General features: G+C 68.6%; 13 protein-coding genes. 11 read left to right on the top strand and 2 right to left on the bottom strand.

Annotated elements, in window-relative coordinates:
- Positions 1–2 precede the first annotated feature (2 nt).
- Positions 3–1040 carry a TIGR03617 family F420-dependent LLM class oxidoreductase gene (locus tag F6B43_RS12505; RefSeq protein ID WP_150449244.1) on the bottom strand — a complete coding sequence of 346 codons (1038 nt, stop codon included), beginning with the start codon at positions 1038–1040 and terminating at the stop codon, positions 3–5.
- A complete protein-coding gene (locus F6B43_RS12500) occupies positions 1037–2227 on the bottom strand; it encodes an acyl-CoA dehydrogenase family protein (protein WP_150449243.1) in 1191 nt (396 codons plus the stop codon). Before F6B43_RS12500 ends, F6B43_RS12505 begins: the two co-directional genes overlap by 4 nt.
- A 112-nt stretch (positions 2228–2339) precedes the next feature.
- On the opposite strand from F6B43_RS12500, the gene F6B43_RS12495 reads away from it, so the two are divergent.
- The 11 genes from F6B43_RS12495 (at position 2340) to F6B43_RS12445 (ending at position 14503) form a co-directional block, all read left to right on the top strand.
- Positions 2340–3725: a zinc ribbon domain-containing protein gene (locus F6B43_RS12495; protein WP_150449242.1), complete on the top strand. Its 1386-nt coding sequence runs from the start codon at positions 2340–2342 to the stop codon at positions 3723–3725.
- Positions 3725–4909 (top strand): acetyl-CoA acetyltransferase, encoded by a 1185-nt coding sequence (locus F6B43_RS12490; protein ID WP_150449241.1) that lies wholly within the window; start codon positions 3725–3727, stop codon positions 4907–4909. The genes F6B43_RS12495 and F6B43_RS12490 overlap by 1 nt, the downstream gene beginning before the upstream one ends.
- An 86-nt stretch (positions 4910–4995) precedes the next feature.
- Entirely contained in the window at positions 4996–5604 is a 609-nt protein-coding gene (locus tag F6B43_RS12485; protein ID WP_170285651.1) for a TetR/AcrR family transcriptional regulator, read from the top strand.
- A 106-nt stretch (positions 5605–5710) separates the two neighbouring features.
- Positions 5711–6799: an acyl-CoA dehydrogenase family protein gene (locus tag F6B43_RS12480; RefSeq protein ID WP_150449239.1), complete on the top strand. Its 1089-nt coding sequence runs from the start codon at positions 5711–5713 to the stop codon at positions 6797–6799.
- A gap of 2 nt (positions 6800–6801) precedes the next feature.
- On the top strand, positions 6802–7689 hold the full coding sequence (locus F6B43_RS12475) for a MaoC family dehydratase (RefSeq protein ID WP_150449238.1): 888 nt from the start codon (positions 6802–6804) through the stop codon (positions 7687–7689).
- Between the two features lie 154 nt (positions 7690–7843).
- Complete coding sequence (locus F6B43_RS12470) at positions 7844–8989, top strand: ABC transporter substrate-binding protein (protein ID WP_170285650.1); 1146 nt, start codon at positions 7844–7846, stop codon at positions 8987–8989.
- Entirely contained in the window at positions 8986–9801 is an 816-nt protein-coding gene (locus F6B43_RS12465; protein ID WP_150449236.1) for an LLM class flavin-dependent oxidoreductase, read from the top strand. The genes F6B43_RS12470 and F6B43_RS12465 overlap by 4 nt, the downstream gene beginning before the upstream one ends.
- A gap of 1 nt (position 9802) precedes the next feature.
- On the top strand, positions 9803–10723 hold the full coding sequence (locus tag F6B43_RS12460) for an LLM class flavin-dependent oxidoreductase (protein WP_150449235.1): 921 nt from the start codon (positions 9803–9805) through the stop codon (positions 10721–10723).
- Entirely contained in the window at positions 10720–11940 is a 1221-nt protein-coding gene (locus F6B43_RS12455) for an acyl-CoA dehydrogenase family protein (protein ID WP_150449234.1), read from the top strand. The genes F6B43_RS12460 and F6B43_RS12455 overlap by 4 nt, the downstream gene beginning before the upstream one ends.
- Positions 11937–12962 carry an acyl-CoA dehydrogenase family protein gene (locus F6B43_RS12450; RefSeq protein ID WP_150449233.1) on the top strand — a complete coding sequence of 342 codons (1026 nt, stop codon included), beginning with the start codon at positions 11937–11939 and terminating at the stop codon, positions 12960–12962. Before F6B43_RS12455 ends, F6B43_RS12450 begins: the two co-directional genes overlap by 4 nt.
- A complete protein-coding gene (locus F6B43_RS12445) occupies positions 12959–14503 on the top strand; it encodes an AMP-binding protein (RefSeq protein WP_150449232.1) in 1545 nt (514 codons plus the stop codon). Before F6B43_RS12450 ends, F6B43_RS12445 begins: the two co-directional genes overlap by 4 nt.
- Position 14504: the final 1 nt, after the last annotated feature.

Genomic DNA, 14504 nt, shown 5'->3' with positions numbered 1-14504 from the left:
GGTCATGCCCCTTCCGTGTCGGTGGTCGGATCGTCATGGAAGCGCGAGAGGATGCCGGCCAGCCGGTCGGGGTCATCGACCGGCCAGCCGTAGTACGACGAGATCCGGTCCACGCGACCGCCGAAGCGCGCCTTGCACAGCTCGGGCATGTCGTCAGGGCTGCCCGTCACGGCGATCGCATCGAGAAGATCGTCGTCGATGAGGTGGGCCATGTCCGCCCACCGCCCCTGGCGCGACAGGGCCTGCAGCTCAGGCTGGAGATCGCCGTAGCCCACCGTGTCGAGCACGCGCGAATAGGCCGGGGTCGAGGCGTAGAACGCGATCTGCTCGCGGGTCTTCCTCGTCACCTCGGCCACCTGCTCCTCCGTGTCGCCCATCACGAGGAACAGCGGGACGTAGAGTTCGACGGCGTCGCGCGAGCGCCCCGACGCGGCGAGCCCCCGCTCCACGGCGGGGAGTGTCACGTCGTCGAGATACGCGCTCGTCGTCATGCCGTGCAGGAGCAGACCGTCGCAGAGCTCCGCGCCGAGCGCTGTCATGCGCTCGCCGACCGCGGCGATCATGACGGGGATCCGATGATCGTGGTGCTTCGGCGTGAAGGTGGGCGTCATGAGCGTGTGCTGGTACACCGCGCCCTGGTAGTCCAGCCGTGTGCCCTCGCGCCACGAGGTGAAGATCGCATCGAGAGCGAGCAGGTAGTCCCGCATCCTCGCGGCGGGCGCCGACCAGGGCATCGAGAACCGTCGCTCGATATGGGCCTGGATCTGGCTGCCCAGGCCGAGGACGAATCGCCCCTGCGACATCCCCGCGAGATCCCAGGCGGCATAGGCCGTCGACATCGGATTGCGTGCGAACGCCACGGCGATGGCCGTACCCACCGTGAGTCGCGACGTGCTCAGCAGCGCCGCCTGTGACTGGAGGAACGCATCCGTCACGCTCTCGCTCGCCCACACGGCGTCGAAGCCTCTGCGCTCGGCGTCGGCGGCGATCGGACCGCATTCGACGGACGAGGCGCCGATCAGACCCATGTCGATCTTCATCGTGCGTCCTTCGGGAGGTGCAGGACGCGCTCGCCGATCGCGTTCTTCAGGATCTCGTCCGTTCCTCCGCCGACGCGGAGGCCCGGCAGGCCCAGAGTGAGCTCCGACCACGCGTACGTTCCCCACTCCCCGGTGTCCGCCACGTGGGCGCCCTCGAGGATGTCGGCCGCGATGTCGCTGATCTGGCGGAGCAGGTCGGTCGTCAGGAGCTTGGTGAGGGCCAGCTCGGGGCCGGGCGTCCCGTCGGAACCCCGCATCCGATCCGTCGTCAGTCGCGCGGCCCATGCTCGCACCACGACATCGGCGACCGCATCCCGCGTGCGTGCATCCGGCGGGTTCTGCGTACGCCGGGCGAGATCGACGAGGCGGTCCACGAGTGCGGCGTCGACGCCCACCTCGCGTCCGATCGCGGATCGCTCGTTGAGAAGCGACGTCACCACGACAGACCAGCCGCCGTCGACCTCGCCGACCCTGGCCGAGTCGGGCACGAAGACGTCGGTGAGGAAGACCTCGTCGAACGAGGCCCCGCCCGTGAGCTGCCGGATCGGCCGCACCTCGACGCCGGGCGAGCGCATGTCGACGAGGAAAGTGGTCAGGCCCGCGTGCTTCGGCTTGGCCGCGTCGGTGCGGGCGATGCACAGCCCCAGGTCGCTGAAGTGCGCGCCCGAACTCCAGACCTTCTGTCCGTTGAGACGCCATCCGTCGCCGTCTCGTTCGGCGCGCGTGGCGAGACCGGCCAGGTCTGATCCCGCACCGGGCTCGCTGTACAGCTGGCAGGCGATGAGCTCGGCCGTGCGCAGTTTCGGCAGCAGTTCGTCGCGCTGGGCGGGCGTGCCGTGCTCGAGGAGAGTGGGGCAGAGCGTCGACACGCTGAAACGCAGGTAGCCGTCGTCGGGGAGGATGTAGCCGCCCTCGAGTTCGCGCAGGAGAGCGGAGAACCGGGAATCCAGCGCCCGCCCACCGTAGGCCTCCGGGCCGTCGACCCAGTCGAGCCGATGACGACGCAGATGGGAGCGGTAGCGGCGCAGCTCGGCGAGTTCCTCCGCCTCACCCTCTGATCGCTCCGCCACGACCGACACCCGGTCATCCGCCGGCTGTGCCGAGGAATCTGTCTCGCGCTTGGCGGCGAACGAGTCGAGCACCGCCATGACTTCTTCTCGGAATGCCGCGTCGCTCACGCTCGTCATCGTCCTCCTCGACCGGCCCGTCCCGACACCGGTTGCGTCGGCGGTGACTGAGTTCGTATGCTAGCAAAGCAAGTGCTTGATTGAAACCGCTTCATCGGCGAAGGGATGTGCCGTGGTCGGCATCGAGACCTACAGCGCCTACGTGCCCGCACCCCGGCTCGATCTCGCCGACGCCGCGCGCGTCGCCGGCGGCCGCGCGAAGGGTGCGCGACCCGTTGCGTCCTATGACGAGGACACTACAACGATGGCCGTCGAGGCGGCCCGGCCGGCACTCGACGACGCGCCTGCTGTGGAGAGTCTCTGGTTCGCCACGACCCACCCCGGCTACCTCGAGAAGTCGAACGCGACCACCGTCGCCGTCGCGAGCGGTCTGGAAGCGGATGTCGCCGCGTACGACGTCGGAGGGGCCCTCCGCGGAGCCGCCGGAGCATTCCGCGCCGGCCTCGCCATGGGCTCGGCCGTCGTCGTCTTCAGCGACGTGCGCTATGGGCTTCCCGGCTCGGCCGACGAGCTCACGGGCGCTGACGGCGCCGCCGCGTTCGTGGTGGGCCAGGACCCGATCGCGGATCTGGTGGCGACCTCGTCGGTCTCGAGCGAGTTCCTCGATCGCTGGCGCGAGCCCGGCGCGGTACGGACCCGCATCTGGGAGGAGCGCTTCGGCGTCGAGGAGTACGTCCCTCTCATGGAGCGTGCGCTGCAGGACGTGCTCGCCCGATCCGGAGTGAACCGCGAGCAGGTCGACCACGTCATCGTCAGCGTGCCGCACGCCCGCGCCGGAGCTGCCGTGCGTCGCACCTTCCGGCCCGAGCAGCTCGCCGCCGCCGACGTCGCCGGACTCGGCTATGCCGGCGCCGCCGATTTCGCGCTCAGGCTCACCGCTGTCCTCGATGCCGCCGCGCCGGGTCAGACGATCCTGGTGCTCAGTGCCGCGGACGGTGCGGACGCGTTCGTCTTCCGCGTCACTCCGAAGCACGTCCCCCGGGAGCGCGGTGGTCTCGCGCGGGCGATGGGTGGCGGCTACTCGATCGGCTACGGCGACTACCTCAACTGGCGCGGCCTCCTGCCGCGGGAGCCCGCCCGGCGGCCTGAGGTCCGGCCGCCTGTGCCCCCCGCCTCGCGTCGCAACGCGAGCTGGAAGTTCGCATTCGTCGCCGGGCAGTGCACCGAGTGTGGGTACCGCAACATGCCACCTCGCCGGGTGTGCCTTCGCTGTTCCGCGACCGACAGCTCCGAGCCGATCTCGATGGTCGGCATCCCCGGGCGTGTCGCGTCATTCACCGACGACTGGCTGTCGGAGTCGATTCAGCTGCCGGCGAAGGTGGTTGCCGTCGACTTCGAGGGAGGAGGACGCTTCGAGTGCGAGATGACGGATGCTCTCGGTCGCGGCTTCGCGATCGGTGATGCCGTCCGCCCCACGTTCCGGCTGGCCGGCATCGGCGGCAACGGCGTGCGCAACTACGTGTGGAAAGTACGTCCGGAAGACGAGGAGAAGGTCTGATGGGAGCTCACGCTCTGAGGAACCCGGTCGCGATCGTCGGGATGGCATGCACCGATTTCGGTGAGCACTGGGATCGTGACGTCGACGATCTGCTGGTCGAGGCGACGCAGGGTGCACTCGCCGCCGCCGGTGGGCTCGACGTGCAGAACGTCGACGCCTTCTGGCTGGGCTCGATGATCTCAGGCGTCTCGGGGCTCACGCTGACGCGTCCGCTCAACATCTCGCACAAACCGGTGACCCGCGTCGAGAACATGTGCGCGACGGGCTCCGAGACGTTTCGCAATGCGTGCTTCGCGGTGTCGTCGGGGGCGTACGACATCGTCATGGCAGTGGGTGGAGAGAAGCTGAAGGATGCCGGCTACTCCGGGCTCGAGATGCCGAGCGTGCCGAACGACGGCACTCCCGCCGTGCTGAGCGCGCCGGCGATGTACTCGATGATCGTGCCCGCGTATGCGCGTCGGTACGGAGTGTCCGAGGCGCAGATCAAAGAGGCCATGACGCACATCGCATGGAAGAACCATGGCAACGGTGCACTGAACCCGCGCGCACAGTTCCGCAAGGCCGTCTCGAAGGAGACGATCGCCGCCGCGCCCTCGCTCGCCGGCAACCTCAGCGTCTTCGACTGCTCGGGCGTCGCCGACGGTGCTGCGGCCGCCGTGATCGTGCGCGCCGAAGACGCCTACAAGTACACGGATCGACCGCTCTTCATCCATGCGCTCGCACTCGACGCGGGCTCAGGGACGGGGAGATTCGACAGCGACTACGACTATTCGGATCTCTCCGAGGCCGCGGTTTCGGCGAAGATCGCGTATGCGCAGGCCGGAATCACCGATCCGGCCTCGCAGATCTCGCTCGCCGAGGTGCACGACTGCTTCACCCCCACGGAACTCGTGCTGATGGAGGAGCTCGGCTTCTCCGAGCGGGGCAAGGCGTGGAGCGATGTGCTGGACGGTCGGTACGACCGGAGCGGCGCGCTGCCGGTCAATGTCGACGGAGGGCTCAAGAGCTTCGGGCACCCGATCGGGGCGAGCGGCCTGCGGATGATGTACGAGATGTGGCTGCAGTTCCGCGGCGAGGCGGGGGAGCGGCAGCTCGCCGACCTCCGGTACGGTCTGATCCAGAACCAGGGCGGCAGCCCGGGCGACCTGGTGAGCGCGGTGACGATCGTCTCGGGAAGCGCGTGATCCCCGGCACGTCACCGCGAGCAGTCTCGGAGCCCTTGGGTAGGCTTCCGGAAAGACGCGGTCCCGTACCAGAGAGGAAGCGCATCGTGACAACGACCCGACGCCGTTCTGCAGGCTCGCCGGCGGGTGTCGCGCGCAAAGAAGTCATCATCCGCGCGGCCGCGAAGGTCTTCGCCGAGAACGGATTCTCCGCGGCCACGGTGCGCGACGTCGCCGACGAGGCCGACATGCTCTCCGGCAGCCTGTACTACTACTTCGACTCGAAGGAGTCGATCGTCGAGCAGGTGCTCGTCGAGTACCTCGACATGCAGATCCGGGCCTACGAGCGCGCCGTCGAAGCGACCGAACGTCCCGTCGAGCGACTGGAGCAACTCGTCGCCGAGGCGCTCCGCGGCACGGTCACGCACCGTGAGCACCTCACGATCCTGCAGAACGACTGGCAGTACGTCGGCCCGATGCAGGGGATCCTGGAGCGCCAGGCGCAGATCGAGAAGATCTGGCTGCGCACCATCCAGGAGGGCATCGACAGTGGCGCCCTGCGTGCCGACATCGACCCGCGCATGATCTATCGCACCGTGATGGGGGCCATTCAGGCCGTCATCCGCTGGTTCGACCCTCGTGGTCGCGTCAGCATCGACCACATCATCTTCATCCAGAAGGCGATCCTTCTCGACGGCGTTCGCGCGCCGAGCTGATCTCGTGCGGGGCCGCGGCGCGGTCCTCCCCGTCGCAGATCGCCATCAAATAAATAAAGCAAGCGCTTGTTTATAGGCCCACCGTCATCACCGAGGAGTCCGAATCATGTTCCCGCCGATCAGTCCCGACCTGAGTCCGGTCTTCGGGCGCTTCATGGATCAACGCTGCGCATGGGACGCCGACCGCGAACCCGCTGCGGGGGCTCCGACCCTGTGGCGAGCGCTCGCTGAAGAGGTCGGTGCCGCCGGTCTCCTCGTCGACGATGACCTGGGCGGTCAGGGCGGGACGCTCGTCGAGCTCGCCGCCGCGATCGCGGAGGCCGCGCGATGCGGATGGTCGGGGCCGCTCGTGGCGACCGCCGGCGTCGCCGTGACGCTTCTGAGGCGTGTGGACCCGAGCGATCGCTGCGGTCTGCTGCGCGAGATCGCCGAGGATGCCGTCATCGTCGTGGTGGCCCTTCACGAGGACGAACGGGGAGCGTCCCTCGACGCGACGGCCCGCCTCACCCATGCGGGCGATATTGCGAGGATCGACGGCCGTAAGACCTTCGTCGACAGCGGCATGCACGCGGACGTGATCCTGGTGCCCGCCGTGGATGACGAGGGCGTCGCTCACATCGCGCGTGTGGATTGCGCCACGGCCGGCGTGACCCGCACTCCGATGGACGCGGTGGACCCCGGCCGAGGACTCGCGACGATCGAATTCGAGCACGCGGAGGCCGTGATCGTCTCGTCCGGCGCCGAAACGGTCGCAGCCGTCCGCGACGCATGGCTCACCGGAGCGCTGCTGACCGGCGTCGACCTGCTCGCGTCGGCCATCCGGGCGTACTCGCTGGCTCTGGAATACGCCGTCGTGCGGGAGCAGTTCGGTCGCCCGATCGCGTCGTTCCAGAGCATCAAGCACAAGCTCGTGGACATGTACGGCGAGCTGCAGACCGCGTACAGCGCGGTGATCGCCGCGGTATCGACCGACCCGGCCGATCCCGAGTGGGACTTCGCCGCCTCGGCGGCGAAGGTGCGGTCGGGCGACGCTGCGATGCAGGTGCTGCGCGAAGCGGTCCAGGTGCACGGCGGCATCGGATTCACGTGGGAACACGAGGTCTCGCACCACTTCCGCCGCGTCGTCGCAGAGCGGGCCCTCTACGGGACGCCGACGCATCACCGCACGCTCGTCGCTGCGGCGAGCGGGTTCTGACCATGGCCCTCGACGTCTCGCGCCTCGGCTTCCGATCGCAGCCGGAGGTGGTGACCTGGACGACGAAGGAGTCGCTCCTGTATGCGCTCGCGGTCGGCGCGGGCCAGGTGGACCCATCCGCCGAGCTGGCGTTCACGACGGAGAACACCGAAGGCATCCCCCAGCAGGTGATACCGAGTTTCGCTGTCGTGCTGGGGTTCGCGAACGGAATGCCGGATGTCGGTACCTACGATCCGACGCGAGCGGTCCACGCCGAGCAGACCCTCGATGTCGAAGGCCCGATCGCACCGGAGGGACGCGCCGAGGTGACGACAACGATCACCGAGATGTGGGACAAGGATCCGCACGCGATCGTCTGGACCGAGACCGAGCTCCGCGACATCGAGACGAATCGTCTCATCGCGCGGAGCCGCACCGGCGCATTCCTGGGCGGCGCGGGCGGGTTCGGCGGAGAACGCGGCCCGAGCGCCGCATGGTCGCCTCCGGACCGCGCGCCCGACGCCGAGGTGGGTTTCGTCACCAGGCCCGACCAGGCGCTCCTGTATCGCCTCACGGGTGATCGGAATCCCCTGCACTCCGACCCTGCGTTCGCCGCGCGCGGGGGCTTTCCTCGCCCGATCCTGCACGGCATGTGCACGTACGGATTCGCCGCGCGACTGCTCGTGGGCGAGCTGTGCGCCGGCGACGTCGCCGCGTTCCGCGGGATGTCGGGCCGATTCGCTCGGCCGGTGTTCCCCGGTGATGCGCTGCGCCTGCACGTCTGGCGCGTCGAGGGCGGCGCATCCTTCCGCGTGCTGACCGATGGTGGCGATGTGGTGATCGACCGCGGTCACGTCGAGCTCGCGCCCGTGACGGCGCCTCGCTCCGTCACGGAGTCCGCACCCGGCTGAGCCTCGTATCGAGGAGGTAACGGCCATTGCGTCGCGACGCACCGTGTGTCAAAATCAAGTGCTTGCTTCACAAACCACTGGTGTCACCCAACCCGAAGAAGGGACAAAGATGTCTCAGAACGCAATCACTCGCACATTGCGGAGGCGCGCTGTCATGGCCGCCGTCGCCGTCACAGCGCTCGTCGGACTCGCCGGATGCGCGTCCGACACGCCGGCGCCGGGTGGCAGCGCAGCCGCCGTCACCTACGTCGTCGGATTCCCCGCCATCCTCTCCGGACCGGCCGCGTTCGCGGGCGTGCCCATCTCGGACGGCGCGAAGCTCGCCGTCAAGGAGATCAACGAGAGCGGATATCTCGGCGAGGGCTCGAAGATCGATCTGAAGATCGACGACATCAAGGGCGACCCTGCGCAGGCGATTGCCCTGTTCAACCAGTACGCCGCTGACGGAGCATCCGGCATCCTCTGCTGCGGTCTGTCGTCCGAGGCGGGCGCGCTCGCCCCGGTCATCACGGCCAAGTCGACCCCCGCTGTCGTGACCTCCGCGATCCTCGCAGGACTCGCCGATCCGCCCTACATCTATCGTTCGGTGATCCTGCCCTCGCAGAAGGGCGGAATGTACGACCAGTTCGTCGACGCCGTCGTACCTGGCGAGAAGATCAAGACGGCCGTGATCGTCGTGACAGCCGACAACGACGGAATGGTGGGCGACTCCAAGGTGTGGCAGGCCGCACTCGAGCGCAACGGCGTCGACGTCCTCAAGGTGATCGAGACCTCGGCCGCAGACACCAACTACACCCAGGCGGCGACCGAGATCGAGTCGCTCAACCCCGACGCCGTCGTCGGTTCCACGCTCGGCACCCCGTCGGCTCTGCTGGCGAAGTCGATGCGCGAGCGCGGGTACGACAAGCCGTTCCTCACGACGTACGGCGTGGACAGCGAGGCACTGTTCACGACGTCAGGCGGCGGACTTGCCGGCACGATCTTCATGTCGCCCTTCCACGCCGGCTTCAACGACAACGAGACCGCGGTCAACTTCGTCAAGGCCTACGAGGCCGAGTACAACGCCACACCCGATATGTACGGCGCACAGGGCTACACGGCGATGTGGCTGCTCGCCCAGGGCCTGAAGGGCGCGGGAGACCCCGACCCCCAGAAGGTCGCAGACGCCCTCTCGAAGGTCACCACGCAGGACTCGGTGTACGGCACGCTCACCTACGAAGGCGGGCAGGCCAGCCTCGACGGACCGGGCGAGTACCTGGTCTGGCAGAAGGACGGAACGCTCAAGCAGTGGGATAAGTGACGGTGGCGACAGGGATGTCGCCGGAGGTCGGTCTCGCATGCGCTCTCCGGCCGACGGGTGACCTGTCGCTCCGGGACGCTCTCCACCAGGCGGCGCGCGCAGCGCAGGACAGCGCGCTCGCCTCGTGGTGGGCTCCCGGAGACCGGGAGGTGCTCGACGGAAGATCGCACGATGCGACGCTCGCGCTGCACGTGGTGGTCACCTCGACCACCACTCTGCGAGTGGGCCTCTCCGGCGACATCCCGTCGCTCTACAGTGCGCCGGTGCGGGCGAAGCAGATCGCGACGCTCGACTGGTTCAGCGGCGGGCGGCTCGAGCACGGCATCGATCTCGCACCGCCCCCCGCGCCCCTGGCCGACCCCCTGCGGCAGGACCCGGAGGACCACCTCGGGCAGGCCATCGATCAGACGGCCGCGATGCATGCGCTCTGGACTCAGAGCCGGGCGGGCTATTCCGGCCCTTTCGTTTCATTCGAGGGAGCGATCGCGCTTCCCAAGCCGATCGGAGACCGGATCCCCGTGACTCACCTCCGTGCCACGTCGGCCGACTCGCTCGCCAGGTACAGAGGCGCCTGCGCAACCCCGGCGGGGTGGATGGTCTGGTCGCCCCGAGCCGACGACGTGAAGCGGTCTGCGGACGTGCTGACCGACGTGCTCGGCGACGCGGCGCACGCCGTCCGACGGACGTGGGTCGTGCCGGCCGATGCACATCCCGCAGCTCTGGACGCTGCGCAGCAGCTCGGCGTCGACGAAGTCGTGGCGTTCTTCGACCACATCCCGACCCCCGACCAGATCACGGCGATGGTGAAGTGACGTGGTTGCTCTCACACTGAAGGGCGAGCCCGTGCAGATCGGGCTCGTCGACCTGTTCGACGGCACCCCGGAGCGCGGTCCTGAGTTCATCCAGGCGTATGCGAAGACCGCGGAGGACCGCGGATTCGCGGGGATCTGGCTACCCGAGCACATCCTCTTCTTCGACCACTACGCATCGGCCTATCCCTATCCGGCCGCCCCCTCGGCGACGGATCCCACCACCGCCGAGGTGCACAACAAGGTGGTCGACGGCACGGCGCAGGTCGAGGCATCCGCAGATCAAGGGCTTCTCGACCTGTTCCAGACGGCTGTGTACGTCTGCGACGCGACCACGACGCTTCGCTTCGGCAGCTCGGTCATGCTGCTGCCGTTGCGCAATCCCAAGGTGATCGCGCGCGAGCTCATGACGGTGAGCGAGCTCACGGACGATCGATTCGACCTCGGCGTCGGCGTCGGCTGGTCATCGGAAGAGCTCGAGGCGTGCGGAACGGACTTCACGACACGAGGCAGGCGGTGCGAGGAGATGATGATCGAGATGCAGAAGCTCTGGTCGGACGAGGCTGTCTATCCGGCTGCGTCGCGGCCGTTTCCGCGGATGCTCGTCGGAGGGCACTCGCCCGCGGCGATCCGGCGCGCGGCGCAGGTCGCGACGGGCTGGTACCCGTGGAACCTCACCCTCCCCGAATTCGCGCACCACTACGCCACGTACCGTCGGCACCTCGAAGCGGGCTCGCGTGAGGTCGGAGAGCAGAAGGTCATCGCCGGACTCCGATTCAGCGGCGATCTGGAGGCGCTTCCCGCGATCGTCAACGGCTACGCGAGGCTGGGCGCCGATGCCGTGAACATCTCGCTGCGCACCGACACCGCCACGTACGCCGACACGCTCTCGGCGGCCTCCCGAGTGCTCGGGCTCGCAGCATGAGCGGGTACCCCGGCTCCGAGATCCAGTCCGACACCGAGATCGACGACTTCCGCCTGGAAGTGCGTGAATGGCTCGAGGCGCACGTGCCGGCCGAGCCGCTCCCGACCTGGACGGATCCGGCCGGGTTCGCACTGCATCGCGATTGGGAGCGCGTGCTGTACGAAGGCGGGTACGCGGCGATCGACTGGCCGTCGGAGTACGGCGGACGTGACGCGGGCCCTCGCCGCTCCATCGTGTTCGGCGAGGAGTACTACCGTGCGGGTGCTCCCGAGCGGGTGAACATGGGCGGCCTGTATCTGCTCGGACCCGTCCTGATGCAGCACGGCACGCCCGAGCAGTGCGCCCGCTGGATTCCCGACATCCTCAGTTGCCGCACCGTGTGGTGCCAGGGATTCAGTGAGCCCGAGTCGGGCTCGGACCTCGCATCGCTCCGCACCCGCGCCGACCGCGACGGCGACGAGTTCATCGTCAACGGGCAGAAGATCTGGACGTCGATGGGCGGGTTCTCGGATTGGATCTTCGCGCTCGTGCGTACCGACCCGGTCGCCGGCAGCATCCGAAAGCACGACGGGATCACGTTCCTCTGCATCGACCTGCGCTCGCCCGGCGTCGAGGTGCGGCCGCTCACGATGGTGGACGGCACGAAGGGCTTCGCCGAGATCTTCTTCACCGATGTGCGGGTGCCGGTGGAGAACGTCGTCGGCGAGATCGGCGGCGGGTGGAGGGTCGCCATGTCGACGCTCGGATTCGAGCGCGGCGCTGTGTTCGGCGACCACGCCAAGTACTCGAAGGACGTGGGCGATCTCGCGCGCCTCGTCGCGGCGCGCGGGCTCGAAGACGACTCGGCAGCGCTCGACGACCTCGGCCGAGTGCTCGTCGAGACGGAGGTCTACCGCGCGAACGTGTACCGCCTCGCGGACCTCGCCGAGCAGGGCGTCGACCTCACGGCGACGGCGAGCATCAACAAGATCTACTGGACGCAGATGCAGTTCGACATCTTCGACACGGGGCTCCGCCTGCTCGAAGACGATGCTGCCGTGGTCGGCGACCCGAGTGCGATCCCCGGAGCCGACGATCGCACGCGCCTCGCGTGGGCGAACTGGCATCACCGGTACTGGTACTCGCGTGCCGCGATGATCTTCGGCGGCACCAATGAGATCCAGCGCAACATCATCAGCGAGCGGGTGCTCGGTCTTCCCATGGAGAGCCGCAAATGATCGAGACAGACGTCGACACCGAGCGTCGCGAGCTTGCCGAGCTCAGCGACGATCTGCTCGAGAGGTTCTGCTCCGTCGAGCATCTGCGCGGGTGTCTCGACCAGGGGCGCGCCCACAGCCCCGAGCTGTGGGGGCGACTGGCAGAGGCCGGGCTGATCTCCGCGATCGTAGGTGAAGACTTCGGTGGCATCGGCCTCACGCCTGCCCACCTCTCCGGCGTGCTCTACAACCTCGGACGCCATGCGGCTCCCGAACCCTTCCTCGAGACGGCGGTCGTCGCCGCGACGGTCCTGGGTGCTTCGTCGTGGCCCGAGGCGTCGGCGTGGCTCGAGCGCGTCGCCGCGGGCGACGCGATCGTCGCCATCCGCTTGGACGGAGCACCGCACGTGGCGTTCGCCCGCGACGCCGACCTCCTGCTCGACATCGGGCAGGACGACAGCGTCCGGGTGTTCACCGCGGATCAGCTCGAGATCACCGACCTGGACTCACTCGACGCCCTGCGCCCCGTCACCGCGGTGGCCTACCGCACCGAGGGCGTTGCGCTCCCCGTCTCTGCGGACAGCATCCGGTACGCCCGCGCGCTTGCGATCGCGGGCGCGGCCTGCCTGCTGGCCGGAGCGACCAATCGCCTCCTCGAGCTGACGGTCGACTACGTCACCCTGCGCCGGCAGTTCGATCGGCCCGTCGGGTCGTTCCAAGCCGTCAAGCACAAGATCGCGGACGTCGCCGTGATGGCCGACATGGCCAGGTCGGCGGCGCTGTCGGCCATCGACGGTGCCGGGGAGCCGGCCGGATTCCGCCGCGCAGCGGCGGCCAAGGCGTACGCCGGTGACGCGGCTCACCTCGCGAACGTGCATGCGCTCCAGCTCCATGGCGGGATCGGGTTCACGTGGGAGTACCACCTGCACATCTGGCTCAAACGGGCCATGAGTCTCTCGGCCGCGTACGGAACCACGCGGAGCCTGCGTCGCGCACTCGCGCGCGATCTCCTCGCTGAGATCGGCGGAGCCGGGTCACGATGACGGGCCTCGGATTCTGGCGACTCGCCGCCGACGACCCCGGCGCCCCGGCTGTCGTCCGCTCCGACGGCACGATCGTCAGCAGAGGAGAACTGCTGGCGTGGTCCAACGGCCTCTCGCACCTCTTGAAGAGCCTCGGGATGACGGCGGGCGACCGGGCGGTCGGCGTCGTCGCGAACGAGCCGTTCGCGCTCGCACTCGCGCTCGCATGCCAGCAGTCGGGGGCGTACTACGTGCCCGTCAACACCGCTCTCACAGCCGCCGAGATCGCGTACATCGTCGAGGATGCCGCTCCCGTGGCGCTCTTCACCTCGTCGAGGTTCGCGCGCGTCGTGCACGAGGCCGCCCTGGCTGGCCGCATCGCGCCGGAGGTGTGCTTCTCGTTCGGCACGGATGACGGCTTCCAGGATGTCCGAACGGTGCTGCCGCGACATCCTGTCTACGCTCCCGCTGATCGCACACCGGGGGCATTCCTCGGCTACACGTCGGGCACGACCGGTCGCCCGAAGGGTGTGGCGCGCAAGCTCGCCACCGGCGACCCGGATGACGTCTTCGAAGCGGGCGCCAGGTGGCAGCTCGGCATGTTCGGCATCGAGCCGCTCGCCTCGGGCGTGCACCTGGTGACGTCGCCGCTGAGTCACACGGCGGTCAGCGGCCTGGCCGTGACATCCCTCCACTTCGGACACGCGGTGGTGCTCACCGAGTCGTTCGATCCGGAAGGGGTGCTCCGCCTCATCCAGGATCAACACGTCACGACCACGCATATGGTGCCCACCCAGCTGCATCGGCTGTTGCGGCTGCCCGAAGACGTGCGCTCGCGCTACGACGTCAGCTCGATGCGCAACCTCGTGCACGGCGCCGGCCCCTGCCCCGAGGCCGTCAAGCGCGACATGATCGCGTGGTTCGGTCCGGTGATCTGGGAGTACTACGGCGCCACCGAAGCCGCCGGCACGGTCATCGATTCGTTCGAGTGGCTCGAGCGCCCCGGGAGTGTCGGACGCGCGCAGCCCGGCGCGGAGGTGCGGATCCTCGATGCGTCGCGCAACGACGTGCCCGCCGGTACGAGCGGGGCCGTGTTCCTGCGGATGGGTGCGCACGCGTTCGAGTACCGCGGCGACCCGACGAAGACCGAGGCCGGCAGGCACGGCGACTTCGTCACCGTCGGCGATGTCGGCTGCATCGACGACGACGGCTACCTCTACCTCCTCGCCCGTGTGTCGGAGGTGATCGTCTCCGGCGGCGTGAACATCTACCCTGCCGAGATCGAGGCAGCCCTGCTCGCGCACCCCGACGTCCGCGACGCGGGTGTGATCGGACTGCCCGATCCCGAATGGGGCGAGACGGTCTGCGCCGTCGTCGAAGCCGTGCCTGATTCTCCGCTTGCGCTGTCGCCCGCCGAAAGCACCCCACCGCTGCTCGAGTTCCTCTCGGAACGCCTCGCGCGGTTCAAGATGCCCCGCCGCGTGGAGGTGGTGGCCGCGCTGCCACGCGGAGAGAACGGCAAGCTCCGCAAGCACCTCCTGCCCGATCTGATCGCGAAGTGAT

Source organism: Microbacterium rhizomatis, from assembly GCF_008710745.1.
In the GTDB taxonomy this organism is placed as follows: domain Bacteria; phylum Actinomycetota; class Actinomycetes; order Actinomycetales; family Microbacteriaceae; genus Microbacterium; species Microbacterium rhizomatis.
Note: the sequence above shows the minus strand (reverse complement) of the source record. Positions and strands in the feature narration are given on the sequence as shown.

Bases quoted from the DNA above. Each gene is read 5' to 3' on its own strand.
- F6B43_RS12505 (WP_150449244.1), bottom strand. From the start codon at position 1,040: ATGAAGATCGACATGGGTCTGATCGGCGCCTCGTCCGTCGAATGCGGT.
- F6B43_RS12480 (WP_150449239.1), top strand. From the start codon at position 5,711: ATGTTCCCGCCGATCAGTCCCGACCTGAGTCCGGTCTTCGGGCGCTTC.
- F6B43_RS12450 (WP_150449233.1), top strand. From the start codon at position 11,937: ATGATCGAGACAGACGTCGACACCGAGCGTCGCGAGCTTGCCGAGCTC.
- F6B43_RS12455 (WP_150449234.1), top strand. From the start codon at position 10,720: ATGAGCGGGTACCCCGGCTCCGAGATCCAGTCCGACACCGAGATCGAC.
- F6B43_RS12470 (WP_170285650.1), top strand. From the start codon at position 7,844: ATGGCCGCCGTCGCCGTCACAGCGCTCGTCGGACTCGCCGGATGCGCG.
- F6B43_RS12500 (WP_150449243.1), bottom strand. From the start codon at position 2,227: ATGACGAGCGTGAGCGACGCGGCATTCCGAGAAGAAGTCATGGCGGTG.
- F6B43_RS12475 (WP_150449238.1), top strand. From the start codon at position 6,802: ATGGCCCTCGACGTCTCGCGCCTCGGCTTCCGATCGCAGCCGGAGGTG.
- F6B43_RS12490 (WP_150449241.1), top strand. From the start codon at position 3,725: ATGGGAGCTCACGCTCTGAGGAACCCGGTCGCGATCGTCGGGATGGCA.
- F6B43_RS12445 (WP_150449232.1), top strand. From the start codon at position 12,959: ATGACGGGCCTCGGATTCTGGCGACTCGCCGCCGACGACCCCGGCGCC.